The 14,003-nt window shown below is 66.8% G+C and carries 14 protein-coding genes; 8 read left to right on the plus strand and 6 right to left on the minus strand.

Translation table 11 applies throughout. The features are described from left to right. The first annotated feature begins 79 nt into the window (after positions 1-79). The 5 genes from araH to WK25_RS03025 all read left to right on the plus strand — a co-directional run bounded on the left by araH (position 80) and on the right by WK25_RS03025 (position 5,192). A complete protein-coding gene (gene araH / locus WK25_RS03005; protein WP_040143374.1) occupies positions 80-1,096 on the plus strand; it encodes an L-arabinose ABC transporter permease AraH in 1,017 nt (338 codons plus the stop codon). A gap of 23 nt (positions 1,097-1,119) precedes the next feature. Continuing rightward, positions 1,120-1,938 (plus strand): SDR family NAD(P)-dependent oxidoreductase, encoded by an 819-nt coding sequence (locus tag WK25_RS03010; protein ID WP_069240962.1) that lies wholly within the window; start codon positions 1,120-1,122, stop codon positions 1,936-1,938. Between the two features lie 64 nt (positions 1,939-2,002). After that, positions 2,003-3,064 carry an aldose 1-epimerase gene (locus WK25_RS03015; RefSeq protein ID WP_069240963.1) on the plus strand — a complete coding sequence of 354 codons (1,062 nt, stop codon included), beginning with the start codon at positions 2,003-2,005 and terminating at the stop codon, positions 3,062-3,064. A gap of 39 nt (positions 3,065-3,103) precedes the next feature. Further along, complete coding sequence (pyrF, locus tag WK25_RS03020; RefSeq protein ID WP_040143377.1) at positions 3,104-3,931, plus strand: orotidine-5'-phosphate decarboxylase; 828 nt, start codon at positions 3,104-3,106, stop codon at positions 3,929-3,931. A 202-nt stretch (positions 3,932-4,133) separates the two neighbouring features. After that, a complete protein-coding gene (locus tag WK25_RS03025) occupies positions 4,134-5,192 on the plus strand; it encodes a phosphorylcholine phosphatase (RefSeq protein WP_069240964.1) in 1,059 nt (352 codons plus the stop codon). 48 nt (positions 5,193-5,240) lie between these two features. Here the strand turns inward: WK25_RS03025 and WK25_RS03030 are convergent, their stop codons facing one another. From WK25_RS03030 to thiL, 3 genes are read right to left on the minus strand one after another with little or no spacing between them, the layout of a single operon-like run. Then, positions 5,241-5,741 (minus strand): CinA family protein, encoded by a 501-nt coding sequence (locus WK25_RS03030; RefSeq protein WP_040143379.1) that lies wholly within the window; start codon positions 5,739-5,741, stop codon positions 5,241-5,243. Between the two features lie 31 nt (positions 5,742-5,772). Beyond that, the gene (locus tag WK25_RS03035) at positions 5,773-6,318 is read right to left on the minus strand and encodes a phosphatidylglycerophosphatase A (RefSeq protein WP_040143380.1); all 546 of its coding nucleotides are present in this window, start codon (positions 6,316-6,318) and stop codon (positions 5,773-5,775) included. Then, positions 6,308-7,342 (minus strand): thiamine-phosphate kinase, encoded by a 1,035-nt coding sequence (gene thiL / locus WK25_RS03040; protein WP_144245422.1) that lies wholly within the window; start codon positions 7,340-7,342, stop codon positions 6,308-6,310. The genes WK25_RS03035 and thiL overlap by 11 nt, the downstream gene beginning before the upstream one ends. Positions 7,343-7,442: 100 nt before the next feature. On the opposite strand from thiL, the gene WK25_RS03045 reads away from it, so the two are divergent. From WK25_RS03045 to WK25_RS03055, 3 genes are all read left to right on the plus strand, one after another. Further along, positions 7,443-9,785, plus strand: coding sequence for an NADP-dependent malic enzyme (locus tag WK25_RS03045; RefSeq protein WP_040143382.1), 2,343 nt, complete (start codon positions 7,443-7,445; stop codon positions 9,783-9,785). Positions 9,786-10,162: 377 nt separating this feature from the next. Beyond that, a complete protein-coding gene (locus WK25_RS03050; protein ID WP_069240965.1) occupies positions 10,163-10,594 on the plus strand; it encodes a ribonuclease in 432 nt (143 codons plus the stop codon). 16 nt (positions 10,595-10,610) lie between these two features. Further along, positions 10,611-11,174, plus strand: a complete 564-nt coding sequence (locus WK25_RS03055; protein WP_040144874.1) for a barstar family protein — start codon at positions 10,611-10,613, stop codon at positions 11,172-11,174. A 125-nt stretch (positions 11,175-11,299) separates the two neighbouring features. Here the strand turns inward: WK25_RS03055 and WK25_RS03060 are convergent, their stop codons facing one another. The 3 genes from WK25_RS03060 to WK25_RS03070 all read right to left on the minus strand — a co-directional run bounded on the left by WK25_RS03060 (position 11,300) and on the right by WK25_RS03070 (position 13,978). Further along, positions 11,300-12,505, minus strand: a complete 1,206-nt coding sequence (locus WK25_RS03060; protein WP_069240966.1) for an IS110-like element ISBma3 family transposase — start codon at positions 12,503-12,505, stop codon at positions 11,300-11,302. Positions 12,506-12,780: 275 nt separating this feature from the next. Then, complete coding sequence (locus tag WK25_RS03065) at positions 12,781-13,548, minus strand: 16S rRNA (uracil(1498)-N(3))-methyltransferase (RefSeq protein ID WP_040143384.1); 768 nt, start codon at positions 13,546-13,548, stop codon at positions 12,781-12,783. Continuing rightward, a complete protein-coding gene (locus WK25_RS03070) occupies positions 13,541-13,978 on the minus strand; it encodes a VOC family protein (RefSeq protein ID WP_040143385.1) in 438 nt (145 codons plus the stop codon). Before WK25_RS03070 ends, WK25_RS03065 begins: the two co-directional genes overlap by 8 nt. Positions 13,979-14,003 lie beyond the last annotated feature (25 nt).

The raw sequence follows: 14,003 nt of genomic DNA on the forward strand, positions 1-14,003 counted from the left end.
GTCGCCGCGTGCGACGCAGGACTTTCGAATCGATCAAGCGCGGCGCGGGCCGCGCGATGCAGGAGCAGGAGACACAACCATGCAAGTCAGGGAAAACCTCGCCAGCGCAGCCGTGAAGCCGTCGGCCGACGCGCTGGTGCCGCAGCAGAGCGATCGCCAGAAGTGGTGGCAGCACCTCACCGAATACAGCCTGATCGCGATCTTCGCGGTGATGTTCATCACGATGTCGCTGACGGTCGATCACTTCTTCTCGATCGACAACATGCTCGGCCTCGCGCTGTCGATCTCGCAGATCGGGATGGTCGCGTGCACGATGATGTTCTGTCTCGCGTCGCGCGACTTCGACCTGTCGATCGGCTCGACCGTCGCGTTCTCCGGCGTGCTGTGCGCGATGGTGCTGAACGCGACCGACAACACGTTCGTCGCGATCGTCGCGGCAGTTGCGGCCGGTGCGGCGATCGGCTTCGTGAACGGTGCGGTGATCGCGTACCTGCGCATCAACGCGCTGATCACGACGCTCGCGACGATGGAAATCGTGCGCGGGCTCGGCTTTATCGTGTCGAAGGGGCAGGCGGTCGGCGTGTCGTCCGATACGTTCATCGCGCTCGGCGGCCTCACGCTGTTCGGCGTATCGCTGCCGATCTGGGTCACGCTGCTGTGTTTCATCGTGTTCGGCGTGCTGCTGAACCAGACGGTGTACGGCCGCAACACGCTCGCGATCGGCGGCAATCCGGAAGCGTCGCGGCTCGCGGGGATCAACGTCGAACGCACGCGCGTGTACATCTTCCTGATTCAGGGCGCGGTGACGGCGCTCGCCGGCGTGATTCTCGCGTCGCGCATCACGTCGGGCCAGCCGAACGCCGCGCAGGGATTCGAGCTGAACGTGATCTCCGCGTGCGTGCTCGGCGGCGTGTCGCTGATGGGCGGCCGCGCGACGATCTCCGGCGTCGTGATCGGCGTGCTGATCATGGGCACCGTCGAGAACGTGATGAACCTGCTGAACATCGACGCGTTCTACCAGTACCTGGTGCGTGGCGCGATCCTGCTCGCGGCTGTGCTGCTCGACCAGCTGAAGAACCGCGGCGTGCGCGACTGACCGATTCCACGGAGACGATACGCATGACCATCGAAACATCCGCGCAGGATGCGCACGCCACGGCGGCCGACGCGCGCTATGCACGCTACCCGAGCCTCGAGGATCGCGCGGTGCTGATCACGGGCGGCGCGACCGGCATCGGCGCGTCGTTCGTCGAGCACTTTGCGCGGCAGGGCGCGCGCGTCGCGTTCGTCGACCTCGATGCGCACGCGGGCGGCGCGCTCGCCGAGCGCCTCGCGCATGAGCCGCACGTGCGCCACGCGCCGCTGTTCCTGCCGTGCGACCTGACCGACATCGACGCGCTGCGCCGGACGATCGACGCGATCCGTGCGCGGGTCGGCGCGATCGCGGTGCTCGTGAACAACGCGGCGAACGACATGCGCCATGCGATCGGCGACGTGACGCCCGAATCGTTCGACGCGGGCATCGCGGTGAACCTGCGTCACCAGTTCTTTGCCGCGCAGGCGGTGATCGCCGACATGAAGCAGCACCGCGGCGGCGCGATCATCAATCTCGGCTCGATCAGCTGGATGTTGAAGAACGGCGGATATCCCGTGTACGTGATCGCAAAGGCAGCCGTGCAGGGGCTCACGCGCGGGCTCGCGCGCGATCTCGGGCCATTCGGGATCCGCGTGAATTCGCTGGTGCCGGGTTGGGTGATGACCGACAAGCAGCGCAGGCTGTGGCTCGACGACGCGGGCCGGGCCGCGATCAAGGCCGGCCAGTGCATCGACGCCGAGCTTCTGCCGGACGATCTCGCACGGATGGCGCTGTTTCTCGCGGCCGACGACAGCCGGATGATCACCGCGCAGGACGTGGTGGTCGACGGCGGCTGGGCCTGATTGCCGGGGTTCGTGCTCGCGCGGCACCTCGTATCGTTTCATCGACGAAGAAAAGGAGCTCACCATGACTGCCACGCCCTCGCGCGCATCGTCGTCCACGAGCCAGTCGCGCCGCGCGCGTCTCGCGGCCGCCGCGCAGCCGGTCAGCGCCGGCCCGCAGACCGCCGCGTTCGCGCAGGGCGTGGGCGCCGCGCACGCTGCGGCCGTCACGCTGTCGAACGCATCGTTGCGGCTCGACGTGCTGCCGCACCTCGGCGGCGGCATCGCGCGCTTCGACTGGCGGGGCGATCATGGCGTGCTGGTGCCGGTGTTCCGCCGCTACGAGCATCCGGAAACCGCGACCGACCCGAACCAGCTCGCATGCTATCCGCTGTTGCCGTACTCGAACCGGATCGGCAACGGCCGGTTCGAATGCGACGGGCGCAGCGTCGCGGTGCCGCGCAATCGCCGCGACGAGCCGCTGCCGATCCACGGCGACGGCTGGCTCGCGCGCTGGCAGGTCGACGACGCGACCGACACGACGCTGCAGTTGTCGCTCGATCGCGCGAGCGGTGCGCCGTATGCGTTTCGCGCGATCCAGTCGTTCTCGCTCGACGACACGACGCTGTCCATCGCGCTGACGATCGAGAATGCCGGGCGCGCCCGGCTGCCGTTCGGGCTTGGCGTGCATCCGTTTCTCGTGCGCGACGACGTGACCGAGCTGGCCGCGGCCGCGGGCGGGCTGTGGCTGTCGGGCGCCGATTTTTTGCCGGTGCGGCACGTGAGCGTGCCGCCGGCCTGGCAGTTCGGTGTCGCGTATCCGCTGCCGCCGACGCTCGTCAATCACGCGTTCACCGGCTGGGGCGGCCACGCGACGGTGAGCTGGCCGCGCCGCGCGCTGTCGCTGACGATCGCGGCCGACGCCGATGCCTACGTGCTCTATACACCGCCGGGCGAGCCGTTCTTCTGCTTCGAGCCGGTCGATCATCCGATCAATGCGGTGAATTTGCCGGGCGGCGCGGCCGCGCACGGGATGACGCTGCTCGCGCCGGGCGAGCGGCTTGCGCGCCGTTTCACGTTCACCGTCGAGCGCTCCGATGCGCGCGTCGATGCGGCCGTGCGCGAAGGGCGCCGTCGACGCGGGTAAAATACGCGGTCTACCAACGGTTTGCCGCGAGTACCCGCCATGTCTTCCCCGCTTACTTTCATCGAATCGCTGCGCGCCGCGTGGCAGCGCACGAATTCGCTGCTGTGCGTCGGCCTCGATCCCGAGCCGTCGCGCTTTCCCGTGCAGTTCGACGGCCAGCCTGATGCGATCTTCGAATTCTGCCGGCAGATCGTCGACGCGACCGCACCGTATGCGAGCGCGTTCAAGCCGCAGATCGCATACTTCGCCGCGCATCGTGCGGAAGACCAGCTCGAGCGGCTGATCGCGCACATTCACTTGCAGCATCCGGGCCTGCCGGTGATCCTCGACGCGAAACGCGGCGACATCGGCAGCACGGCCGAGCAATACGCGCGCGAAGCGTTCGAGCGCTATCGCGCGGATGCCGTCACCGTGAACCCGTACATGGGCTACGACTCGGTCGAGCCGTACTTCGAGCATGAAGGCAAGGGCGTGATCGTGCTGTGCCGCACGTCGAACCCGGGCGGCTCGGACCTGCAGTTTCTCGAGACGAACGGCCGGCCGCTGTACCAGGTCGTCGCCGATCTCGCGGCGAACAAGTGGAACGCGAAGAACGGCCAGCTCGGCCTCGTGGTCGGCGCGACGTTCCCGAAGGAAATCGAGATCGTGCGCGGGATCGTCGGCGACATGCCGCTGCTGATTCCCGGTATCGGCGCGCAGGGCGGCGACGTGCAGGCGACCGTCAATGCGGGCCGCACGGCCGACGGCACCGGGATGATGATCAACTCGTCGCGCGCGATCCTTTACGCGAGCAAGGGCGAGGATTTCGCCGAAGCCGCGGCGCTCGCCGCGCAGAAGACGCGCGACACGATCAACGCGCATCGCTGAAATGCCGCGCCGCCCGTTCCGGGCGGCGCGTGCAACGCCGAGCCCGCGTTCGCGGGCCGCAATACCCCGCCTTCGCATTGCGCCGCATTGGCGCGCACGAACAATTTCCCGTCGCTTTCGCACCGCACGCGCGCCCGGCAAACGCGCGATGCTGCCGCTTGTCATCGTTCCGTAACAAAAATGTCAAGAATGGAGTGACGCCATGCCTCGCCTGTCCCGACGTTTTCTGGGCGCGCTTGCCGCGTCGTTGTGCATGTCGTTCGCTCATGCGGCCGACTTGTCGCACTGGCCCGCAGACAGCGCGAAGGCGCTGAACGACATGATCGCCGCGCACGCGCATCGCGGCGACTACGCGGTGTTCGACGCCGACAACACCACGTACCGCTACGACCTCGAAGAAGCGCTGCTGCCGTATCTCGAGAACCGGGGCTTGCTTACGCGCGACTCGCTCGATCCGTCGCTGAAGCTGATTCCGTTCAAGGATTCGGCCGACTACAAGGAATCGCTGACGAGCTACTACTATCGGCTCTGCGAGATCGACGACCTGGTCTGCTACCCGTGGATCGCGCAGGCATTCTCCGGGTTGTCGCTCGCCGAGCTGAAACGCCACATCGACGCGATGCTCGCCGACGGCAAGCCGGTGCCGATCCGTTACTGGCAGGGCGACAAGGTTGTGGACGGTGCCGCGAACCCGCCGCGTTTCTTCCGGGGGATGCAGCAGCTGTACAACGCGCTGCGCGAGAACGGGATCGACGTGTACGTGATGACGGCCGCGCACGAGGAGCTCGCGCGGCTCGTGCTGGCCGATCCGAAGTACGGCTATAATGTGAAGCCGCAGAACGTGATCGGCGTGACGACGCTGCTGCGCAATCCGGCAACGGGCGCGCTGACCACGTCGCGGCTGCAGATCAAGGCCGGCAAGTACGACGAGGCCGCGAACCGCGACCTCGTGATCACGCCGTTCCTGATGAACCCGATGACGTGGTACGAAGGCAAGCTCGGCTCGATCGTCGGATGGATCGACCAGTGGAAAAAGCCGGTGCTGGTCGCGGGCGACACGCCGAAATCTGACGGCTACATGCTGCTGAATGCGACCGATGTCGCGCACGGCGGCGTGCGCGTGTGGGTGAACAAGAAAGACAAGCAGATGACGCAGATCCGCGCGTGGTCGGACGAATCGGCCGCGCAACAGAAGGCGCTCGGCCTGCCGGTGACCGCGGACAAGAACTGGATCGTCGTGAAACCCGACGCGATCCAGTAAGCAGCGCGGGGCACCGCCCGCGCTTGTCGCGATCGTCGCGCGAGCGGATCAGCGCTCGTGTTCGTCGAGCAGCTTCAGCAGCCCGCGCAGCGCATGTGCGGCCGCCTGCGTGCGGATCTGCTCGCGGTCGCCCTTGAACACGAGCGTCTCGACGTCGGTGTGCAGCCGGTTGCTCCATGCGAACGATACGGTGCCGACCGGCTTCTTCTCGCTGCCGCCGCCCGGGCCGGCGATCCCGGTAACGGACAGCGCGACCTGCGCGCGGCTGTTGCGCAGCGCGCCTTCGGCCATCGCGCGCGCGACCGGCTCGCTGACCGCGCCGTGCTTGTCGATCAGGTCGGGCGGCACGCCGATCATCTCGCTCTTCGCCTGATTCGAATAAGTGACGAAGCCGCGCTCGAACCACTGGCTGCTGCCGGAAATGTCGGTGATCGCGGCGGCGATCATGCCGCCAGTGCAGGATTCGGCAGTGGCGAGCGACAGGTGCTCGTCACGCAGCTTGTTGCCTGCGCGGATCGCAAGCTGATGAACGACGGAATCGGTTGGCATGCGCGTCGGGAAACGGGAGTCGGGAAATCGGTCAGCCGGCGGCGGAGCGCCACAGCGCGATCACGAGCAGCGTCATGAATGCGGCGATCAGGTCGTCGACCATGATGCCAAGCCCGCCTTTCACGCGACGGTCGAAATAGCGGATCGGCGGCGGCTTGAGCATGTCGAAGAAGCGGAACACGACGAACGCCCACAACTGGCCGATGAAGGTCGCGGGCGTGACGAACAGCATCACGAGCCAGATCGCGACGATTTCGTCCCAGACGACGGCGCCAGGATCGGCCGTGCCCATCCTGCGTGCGGTGAAACCGGTGATCCACGTACCGGCGACGAACCCGACCGCGATCAGCGCCCACCATTCGGGCACCGTCAGATAGCGGTTGAGGACGACGAACGCGAGCCAGCCGAACAGCGTGCCGAACGTGCCGGGCATGAACGGCGCGAGCCCGCTGCCGAAGCCGAGCGACACGAGGTGCGCCGGATGCGACAGCATGAGGCGCGCGGTGGCGCGCTGCGGCGCGGCGCCGGCGGCGCCGGGCGCGGCCGCGCGTTGCGCGGGCGTCGGATCAGTCTGCATGGAAGTGGTCGAAACCGTGCAACGTGAGGGTCAGCGGCGCGCCGGCGGCGTCGCGCCACGCGATCGCGGGCCGCTCCGCCGGCGAGGACAACGCGCGTATTGTACCGATTCGCGTGACCCGGACGCCGGCGCGCGTGCCGGCCGCATCGACTGCCGCGCGGGCCGCCGCCGGCGCGGTGAAGCACAGCTCGTAGTCGTCGCCGCCGGCGAGCGCGCAGCGCCGCTGCACGTCGGGCGGCAGCGTCGCGAGCGCGGCCGAGCGCGGCACCGCGTCGGCGTCGATGTCCGCGCACACGTTCGAGCGCGTGAGGACGTGTTGCAGGTCGCCGGCGAGGCCGTCGGAGATGTCGAGCGCCGCGTGGGCGACACCCGCGAGTGCCAGCCCGAGCGCGATGCGCGGCTCCGGGCGCTCGAGCGCTTGCCGGAACGCGGCGGCTTCGTCCGTGCCGGCCGTCCATTCGCCGCGCGCGATTCCGAGCCCCGCGCGCGCGTCGCCGAGCGTGCCGGACACCCACACGTCGTCGCCGTCGCACGCGGCATCGCGCCGCAACGCGGCGTCGGGCGCGACTTCGCCGAATACGGTCACGCACAGGTTCAGCGGCCCGCTCGTCGTGTCGCCGCCGATCAGCTCGCAGCCGAACCGCTCGGCGAGCGCGAAAAGGCCGTCGCTGAAAGCCTCGAGCCACGCGGCGTCGGCGCGCGGCAGCGCGCACGCGAGCGTGAACGCGCGCGGCTCGGCGCCCATCGCGGCGAGATCCGACAGGTTGACGGCGAGCGTCTTGTGGCCGAGCGCGTCGGGTGCGACGTCGGGAAAGAAATGGCGGCCCTCGACCAGCATGTCGGTCGAAATGGCCATCAACTTGCCGGATCGCGGTGCGATCAGCGCGCAATCGTCGCCGATGCCGAGCGTGGACGCCCTTGCGCCCCGGGCGGCACGGCGTGCGAAGAAGCGGTCGATCAACGAAAACTCGGACAAGGCGGCTGGCACGGCGGACGGACCCGGTAGCGGTGAGGGGAACGGCATTGTACGCAGCGAACGGCGCCGTTCTTGCACCGTTCAGTACATTTTTGTCGCGGCTGTTGCACCCGAATCGCCGGTCTGGCGGCCTTCGATTGGCGCTACAATGCCGTCGAACAGTTATTCTAATCCGCCCGCCACGAGACACATGTCCACTCAAGCCTCCTCCAAAGCCAAGCTCCGCGAAGCCGCGCTCGACTATCACGAATTCCCGACGCCGGGGAAGATCGCGATCGCTCCGACCAAGCAGATGATCAACCAGCGCGATCTCGCGCTCGCGTATTCGCCGGGTGTCGCGTACGCGTGCGAGGAGATCGTCGAGAACCCTCTGAACGCCGCGCGCTTCACCGCGCGCAGCAACCTGGTCGGCGTGGTCACCAACGGCACCGCGGTGCTCGGTCTCGGCAACATCGGCCCGCTCGCGTCGAAGCCGGTGATGGAAGGCAAGGCCGTGCTGTTCAAGAAGTTCGCCGGCATCGACGTGTTCGACATCGAGCTGAACGAGTCGGACCCGCACAAGCTGGTCGACGTGATCGCCGCGCTGGAGCCGACCTTCGGCGGGATCAACCTCGAGGACATCAAGGCGCCGGACTGCTTCATCGTCGAGCGCGAAGCGCGCAAGCGGATGAAGATTCCAGTGTTCCACGACGACCAGCACGGCACCGCGATCGTCGTGGCCGCGGCCGTCACGAACGGCCTGAAGGTCGTGAACAAGGACATCAAGAAGGTCAAGCTCGTCGCATCCGGCGCCGGCGCCGCCGCGCTCGCATGCCTGGACCTGCTCGTCGACATCGGCCTGCCGCTCGAGAACATCACGGTGACCGACCTGGCTGGCGTGGTCTACAAGGGCCGCACCGAGCTGATGGATCCGGACAAGGAGCGTTTCGCGCGCGAAACCGACGCACGCACGCTGGCCGAGGTGATCGACGGCGCGGACATCTTCCTTGGCCTGTCGGCCGCCGGCGTGCTGAAGCAGGAGATGGTGAAGGGGATGGCCGAGCGCCCGCTGATTCTCGCGCTCGCGAACCCGACGCCGGAAATCCTGCCGGAGCTCGCGCTCGAAGTGCGCCCGGACGCGGTGCTGGCCACCGGCCGCACCGATTACCCGAACCAGGTCAACAACGTGCTGTGCTTCCCGTTCATCTTCCGCGGCGCGCTCGACGTCGGCGCGACGACGATCACGCGGGAAATGGAGATCGCGGCGGTCAACGCGATCGCCGAACTCGCGCAGCATGAGCAGAGCGACATCGTCGCGACCGCGTACGGAATCCAGGATCTGTCTTTCGGGCCCGAATACCTGATTCCGAAGCCGTTCGATCCGCGCCTGATCGTGAAGATCGCGCCGGCCGTCGCACAGGCCGCGATGGACGGCGGCGTCGCGACGCGCCCGATCGAGGACATGGACGCGTACAAGCAGCATCTGCAGCAATTCGTGTATCACAGCGGCACGACGATGAAGCCGATCTTCCAGATCGCGCGCGCGGCGCCGGAAGGGAAGAAGCGCGTCGTGTTCGCGGAAGGCGAGGAAGAGCGCGTGCTGCGCGCGGTCCAGATCATCGTCGACGAGAAGCTCGCGAAGCCGATCCTGATCGGCCGCCCGTCGGTGATCGAGCACCGTATCCAGCGCTACGGGCTGCGTCTCACGCCGGGCACCGATTTCACCGTCGTGAACACCGAGCACGACGAGCGTTACCGCGACTTCTGGCAGACGTACTACAAGATGATGGCGCGCAAGGGCATCAGCGAGCAGCTGGCCCGCGTCGAAATGCGCCGCCGCACGACGCTGATCGGCTCGATGCTGGTGAAGAAGGGCGAAGCGGACGGGATGATTTGCGGCACGATCAGCACCACGCACCGCCATCTGCACTTCATCGACCAGGTGATCGGCAAGCGTCCGGGCTGCAGCGTGTACGCCGCGATGAACGGCCTCGTGCTGCCGGGCCGCCAGATCTTCCTCGTCGACACGCACGTGAACGTTGATCCGACCCCGGAACAGCTGGCCGAGATCACGATCATGGCTGCCGAAGAAGTGCGGCGCTTCGGCATCGAGCCGAAGGTTGCGCTGCTGTCGCATTCGAATTTCGGCACGAGCAACGCGCCGTCGGCGCAGAAGATGCGCGATACGCTCGCGATCCTGCAGGCGCGCGCGCCGGAGCTGAAGGTCGACGGCGAAATGCACGGCGATGTCGCGCTCGACGCGGCGCTGCGCAAGGAAATCCTGCCGGAATCGACGCTCGAAGGCGACGCGAACCTCCTGGTCCTGCCGAACATCGATGCCGCGAACATCGCGTACAACCTGCTGAAGACGGCCGCCGGCAACAACATCGCGATCGGGCCGATTCTGCTTGGCGCGGCCGAGCCGGTGCACGTGCTGACCGAATCGGCGACGGTTCGCCGCATCGTCAACATGGCGGCCCTGCTGGTCGCCGACGTGAACGCCGCGCGCTGAGCCGGAAACGCGCGCCGCGCCGGGCAACCGGTGCGGCGCGTCGGGCGAAATTGTAAACAAACGCAAAAAGGGGCGTGCCCGCAATGGGCACGCCGCCGGGCAGGGCGCAACCGCGCTTCCCATAAAGCAACAGCAGCATCTCTCCACTCCGGGTAACGAGCGTGGCAAGGAGGCAGAGTCTTGCCATGACAGAGATGCCGCGCATATTTTATCTCATGAAAGATAAATGTAGTCTAGTTTCGGTAAAAAATGCGCGGTTTGGCGCGGCGTGACGCTTTCGTTTCCCAAACGAACATTGATTCGCGCGAACAATAGCGCTACGCTAACGCCTTTGGTTGGTCGTCAACTACTTGATTTAACAGCGGGAACCCTGGTTCATGGCACGCAAGTGGCTCCGTAACGGCGCGCTCGCGTCCGTCTTCGCGATGTTCGCGATGGGTATCGTCGGCACGCCGACGGGCAGTCTGGTTTCCGCCGCTTACGCACGGCAGGCCGCGTCGGCAGACATGGCCGTCGGCGGGGTCGATACGATCCCGACCGCCCGCTTGCCTCGCGAAGCCGTGACAACGCTCGGCCTGATCGGCGCCGGTGGTCCCTACCCGTACGAGAAAGACGGCGTCGTTTTCGGTAACCGCGAGCGGATTCTGCCGAAGGCGAAGCGCGGCTACTACCACGAGTACACGGTGCCGACGCCGCGCGCGCGCAATCGCGGCGCGCGCCGGATCGTCTGCGGCGGGCCATTGCGCCGGATCGACAACTGTTATTACACGGACGACCACTACAACAGTTTTAAACGTATTGTTGAATGACTTCGGGATGAACGGCATGAGCGACTCCATCTACGCGCACGACACGGCGGCGGCGGAACTGTTCGCGGCCGGCGACGGCAATCTGTTTCAGCGCGTGATGCAACTACACGCGGCGGCACAGGCCGGCGGCGCGCCGGAGCAGCCGGCGGCCGAGCCCGGGCTTTCATCGAACGAGGAGCCTATGAGCCTTTTCACGACCGTGCGACCCAATCTCGTGCAGTCGATCCGCGCGTTCCGCGTGCAGGATCTCGCCGACGAAGCCGGTCGGCTCGGCCAGCATTTCCTGTACGCGTATTGCGGCGCCGCGCAGTCGAAGCAGGAAGTGATGGAAACGATCGCGACCTCGTTCCTGTTTCCGAAGCATTTCGGCAAGAACTACGACGCGCTGTACGACTGCCTGACCGACCTCGTTGCGAAGGCCGGCGCGCAGCCCGGTTTCGTGATCGTCCTCGAAGGGCTGCCGATCGCACAGAAATTCGACAAGGAAGGGCGCGAAACGCTGCTCGACGTGTTCCGCGAGGCCGCCGAATTCTGGGCCGAGCGCAAGGTCGCGTTCCGCGTGTTCTATTCGTTCGCGTAACCCGCGCATCGCATACCGCGTCGGTCGCAGCCGAATTGCCAAAAAAGCCCGCGTCGAGCGGGCTTTTTTGCGTTTGCACGGCGCGTGCAGCGGCACGCTCGGGGGGGGTGCCCCTATGTGTTTCGTCAAGCGTTAGGGGCTGACTTGGGTTGGTAAATGGTGCCGTCGCGCAGCATGGCGAACAGAACGTCGCAGCGTCGCCGCGCGAGCGCGATGAGCGCTTGGTTATGACGCTTGCCTTGCTGGATCTTGCGCGAGTAATAGGCCCGTGAGACTGGGTCCCGCAAGGCCGCGAAGGCGGATAGGAACAAGGCGCGCTTGAGCACCTTGTTGCCGCGTCTGGATGGATGTTCACCGCGTATCGATGAACCTGAGCGTCGGGTAACCGGCGCGAGGCCGGCGTAGGCCGCCAGATGCGCAGCCGAAGCGAACGCCTTATGGGCGACCTCGGTCAGGAGTCTGGCGGCGGTCCTGACGCCGACTCCCGGCATGCTGGTCAGGACCGGCCAAAGAGGGTGAGCAAGCACCAGTCGTTCCACTTCGACAGCGACCTCGTCGCGCTGCTGACGCAAGGCTGCAAGCTGCTGGGCTAAACGGGGCATGACGATGGTGGCGGCTTGCGTGCCGGGCACGGTCACGGCTTGTTCGCTCAGTGCCTGAACGATTTCGGCCGCTAGGCCTTTGCCCATGCGCGGAGCGAGCTTGGTCAGGCGATTGGCGAGCGTCTTCTCGCCGGTGCCGGCAAGCGCGGCGGGCGACGGATAGCGCTCAAGCAGATCGAGTACCGCTGGATGGTCAAGGCGCGGTCCGAGAACACGCTCGAGCGCCGGATGGATCTGGGTAAGCAGGCCGCGAATGCGGTTGCTGGTTTGCGTGACCTGAGCGGCGAGGTCGTCATCGAAGCCGCAGAGCATGGTGAGTTCGGCGAGTTGCTCGTCGGCCAGTCGAAGCGAGCGCAGCGTATGCGGCATCGATCGAGCGGCTTCGGCGATGATCGCGGCGTCGCGGGCATCGGTCTTGGCTTCGCCGGCGTGCAAATCAGCGATGCGGCGCATGGCCAGTCCGGGCAGATAGGCGACGAGTACGCCTTCAGCGCGGGCGACGGCTACAGGAAGCGCGCCGATGGTGGAAGGCTGATCGACGACGAACAGCAGTCGACCGTGAGTCTTGAGTTCGGCGATGAGGGCGCGCAGCTTGGCCTCGTCGTTGGGTAGCGCCTTGTTGTACAGGCGCTTACCGTTCCGATCGAGTGCCACGGCGTGATGGTGGCCCTTACCGACATCGACGCCGACAAAGACATCGACGGCGTCACGTTGTTGAGTGTCTTGCATCGAAGTTTATGCAGAGTGAACGGATTGGCCTGCAACAACGGTGGCAAGTCTCGGCATCCACGTTACGGACGGCGTCGGGATATCCCGGCCAAACCCCTATCAGCGATCACCAGCCACCCACCAGGCCCGGTGACAACACCCCCCGGATCATGACTGCGACTGGGGGCGAGAACCATGCCGGGCCTGGCTGGCCATAGCCCCGATTATCGAGGCGTGAAGATAGTAACGGGGTACGCGCGGACCTGGCGCGGCCCCGCGCGTTCAGCGATCGCCGCTCACCAGCCGCCCCAACGTGCGGCGAGCGCCGCGAGCACGGCCGCGCCGGCCGTCTCGGTACGCAACACGCGCGGCCCGAGCGATAGCGCGGTGAAGCCGTGCGCACGGGCCGCGTTTTCCTCGTCCGGCGACAATCCGCCTTCCGGCCCGATCAGCAGCGTGACAGGGGATGCAGGCGGCGCATCGGGCAGCGACGTGAACGGGATGCTCGCGCGCGGCGACAGCAGCAGCCGCAGCTCGCCGTCGGCCGGTGCGGCCGGCAGCGTATCGAGCCACGCGCCGAAGCCGCGGATTGCCGCGACGTCCGGCACGCGGTTGCGCCCGCATTGCTCGCACGATGCGCGCACAACGCCGCGCCAGTGCGCGACGCGTTTGTCCGCTCGCTCCCCGGACAGTTTCACGACGCCGCGCGCGGTCGACAGCGGCACGACGGCCGCGACACCGAGTTCGACGGCCTTCTCGATCACCCAGTCCATCTTGTCGCCGCCGGCGATCCCTTGCGCGAGCGTCACGCGATAGGGCGGCTCGGCCTCGGCCGGATCGAACGCGTCGATTTGCGCGAGCGCGTTGCGCTTGTCGATCTCGACGAGGCGCGCGCGGTACTGGCCGCCGTTGCCGTCGAACAGCGCAAGCGCGTCGCCGGGCTGCAGCCGCAGCACCTGCGCGTGGCGGGCGACGTCGGCGGGCAGCGCGAGCGTCGCATCGGTGCGCAGCGCCGCTTCGACGAAAAAGCGCGGCACGGCTGCGGTGGTGGTGGCTTCACTCATGCTCGGTACGGCTCCGTGCGTCGAGGCGGCACGCGAGTGCCCACCGGTAGCCGTCGAGATCCTCGACCTGCGCGAAGCGATCGCCCCAGAACTGGTCCTGCGGCGCGCTCAGCGATTTCGCACCGGCGTCGAGCGCGCGCTGCCAGGTCGCATCGACGTCGTCGACATACAGATAAAACGACTGCGGAGCGGTTGCATGCGCACTCTTCGGCGTGAGCGCGATCGAGCCGAACGCGCCCTCCGGCGCGAACATCACAATCAGTTGATCACGGTAGGACATCTCGACGTGCATGATCGCGCCGTCTTCGTCGTGGACGTCACGCACCGCGAAGCCGAATGCGGCCTTGAAGAACTCGATGGCCGCCTGCGTATTGCGGACGGCCAGATACGGCGTCAACCAAGGCACGTTGGCCGGACGTGGATCGGTCATGAAAATCTCCTGTCGAACAGTGTGG

The sequence above is a fragment of the Burkholderia latens genome, assembly GCF_001718795.1.
Taxonomy (GTDB): Bacteria; Pseudomonadota; Gammaproteobacteria; order Burkholderiales; family Burkholderiaceae; genus Burkholderia; species Burkholderia latens_A.

Coding starts and splice junctions, on each gene's coding strand:
- araH (WP_040143374.1), top strand. CDS start 80: ATGCAAGTCAGGGAAAACCTCGCCAGCGCAGCCGTGAAGCCGTCGGCC.
- WK25_RS03010 (WP_069240962.1), top strand. CDS start 1,120: ATGACCATCGAAACATCCGCGCAGGATGCGCACGCCACGGCGGCCGAC.
- WK25_RS03015 (WP_069240963.1), top strand. CDS start 2,003: ATGACTGCCACGCCCTCGCGCGCATCGTCGTCCACGAGCCAGTCGCGC.
- pyrF (WP_040143377.1), top strand. CDS start 3,104: ATGTCTTCCCCGCTTACTTTCATCGAATCGCTGCGCGCCGCGTGGCAG.
- WK25_RS03025 (WP_069240964.1), top strand. CDS start 4,134: ATGCCTCGCCTGTCCCGACGTTTTCTGGGCGCGCTTGCCGCGTCGTTG.
- WK25_RS03030 (WP_040143379.1), bottom strand. CDS start 5,741: ATGCCAACCGATTCCGTCGTTCATCAGCTTGCGATCCGCGCAGGCAAC.
- WK25_RS03035 (WP_040143380.1), bottom strand. CDS start 6,318: ATGCAGACTGATCCGACGCCCGCGCAACGCGCGGCCGCGCCCGGCGCC.
- thiL (WP_144245422.1), bottom strand. CDS start 7,342: ATGCCGTTCCCCTCACCGCTACCGGGTCCGTCCGCCGTGCCAGCCGCC.
- WK25_RS03045 (WP_040143382.1), top strand. CDS start 7,443: ATGCCGTCGAACAGTTATTCTAATCCGCCCGCCACGAGACACATGTCC.
- WK25_RS03050 (WP_069240965.1), top strand. CDS start 10,163: ATGGCACGCAAGTGGCTCCGTAACGGCGCGCTCGCGTCCGTCTTCGCG.
- WK25_RS03055 (WP_040144874.1), top strand. CDS start 10,611: ATGAGCGACTCCATCTACGCGCACGACACGGCGGCGGCGGAACTGTTC.
- WK25_RS03060 (WP_069240966.1), bottom strand. CDS start 12,505: ATGCAAGACACTCAACAACGTGACGCCGTCGATGTCTTTGTCGGCGTC.
- WK25_RS03065 (WP_040143384.1), bottom strand. CDS start 13,548: ATGAGTGAAGCCACCACCACCGCAGCCGTGCCGCGCTTTTTCGTCGAA.
- WK25_RS03070 (WP_040143385.1), bottom strand. CDS start 13,978: ATGACCGATCCACGTCCGGCCAACGTGCCTTGGTTGACGCCGTATCTG.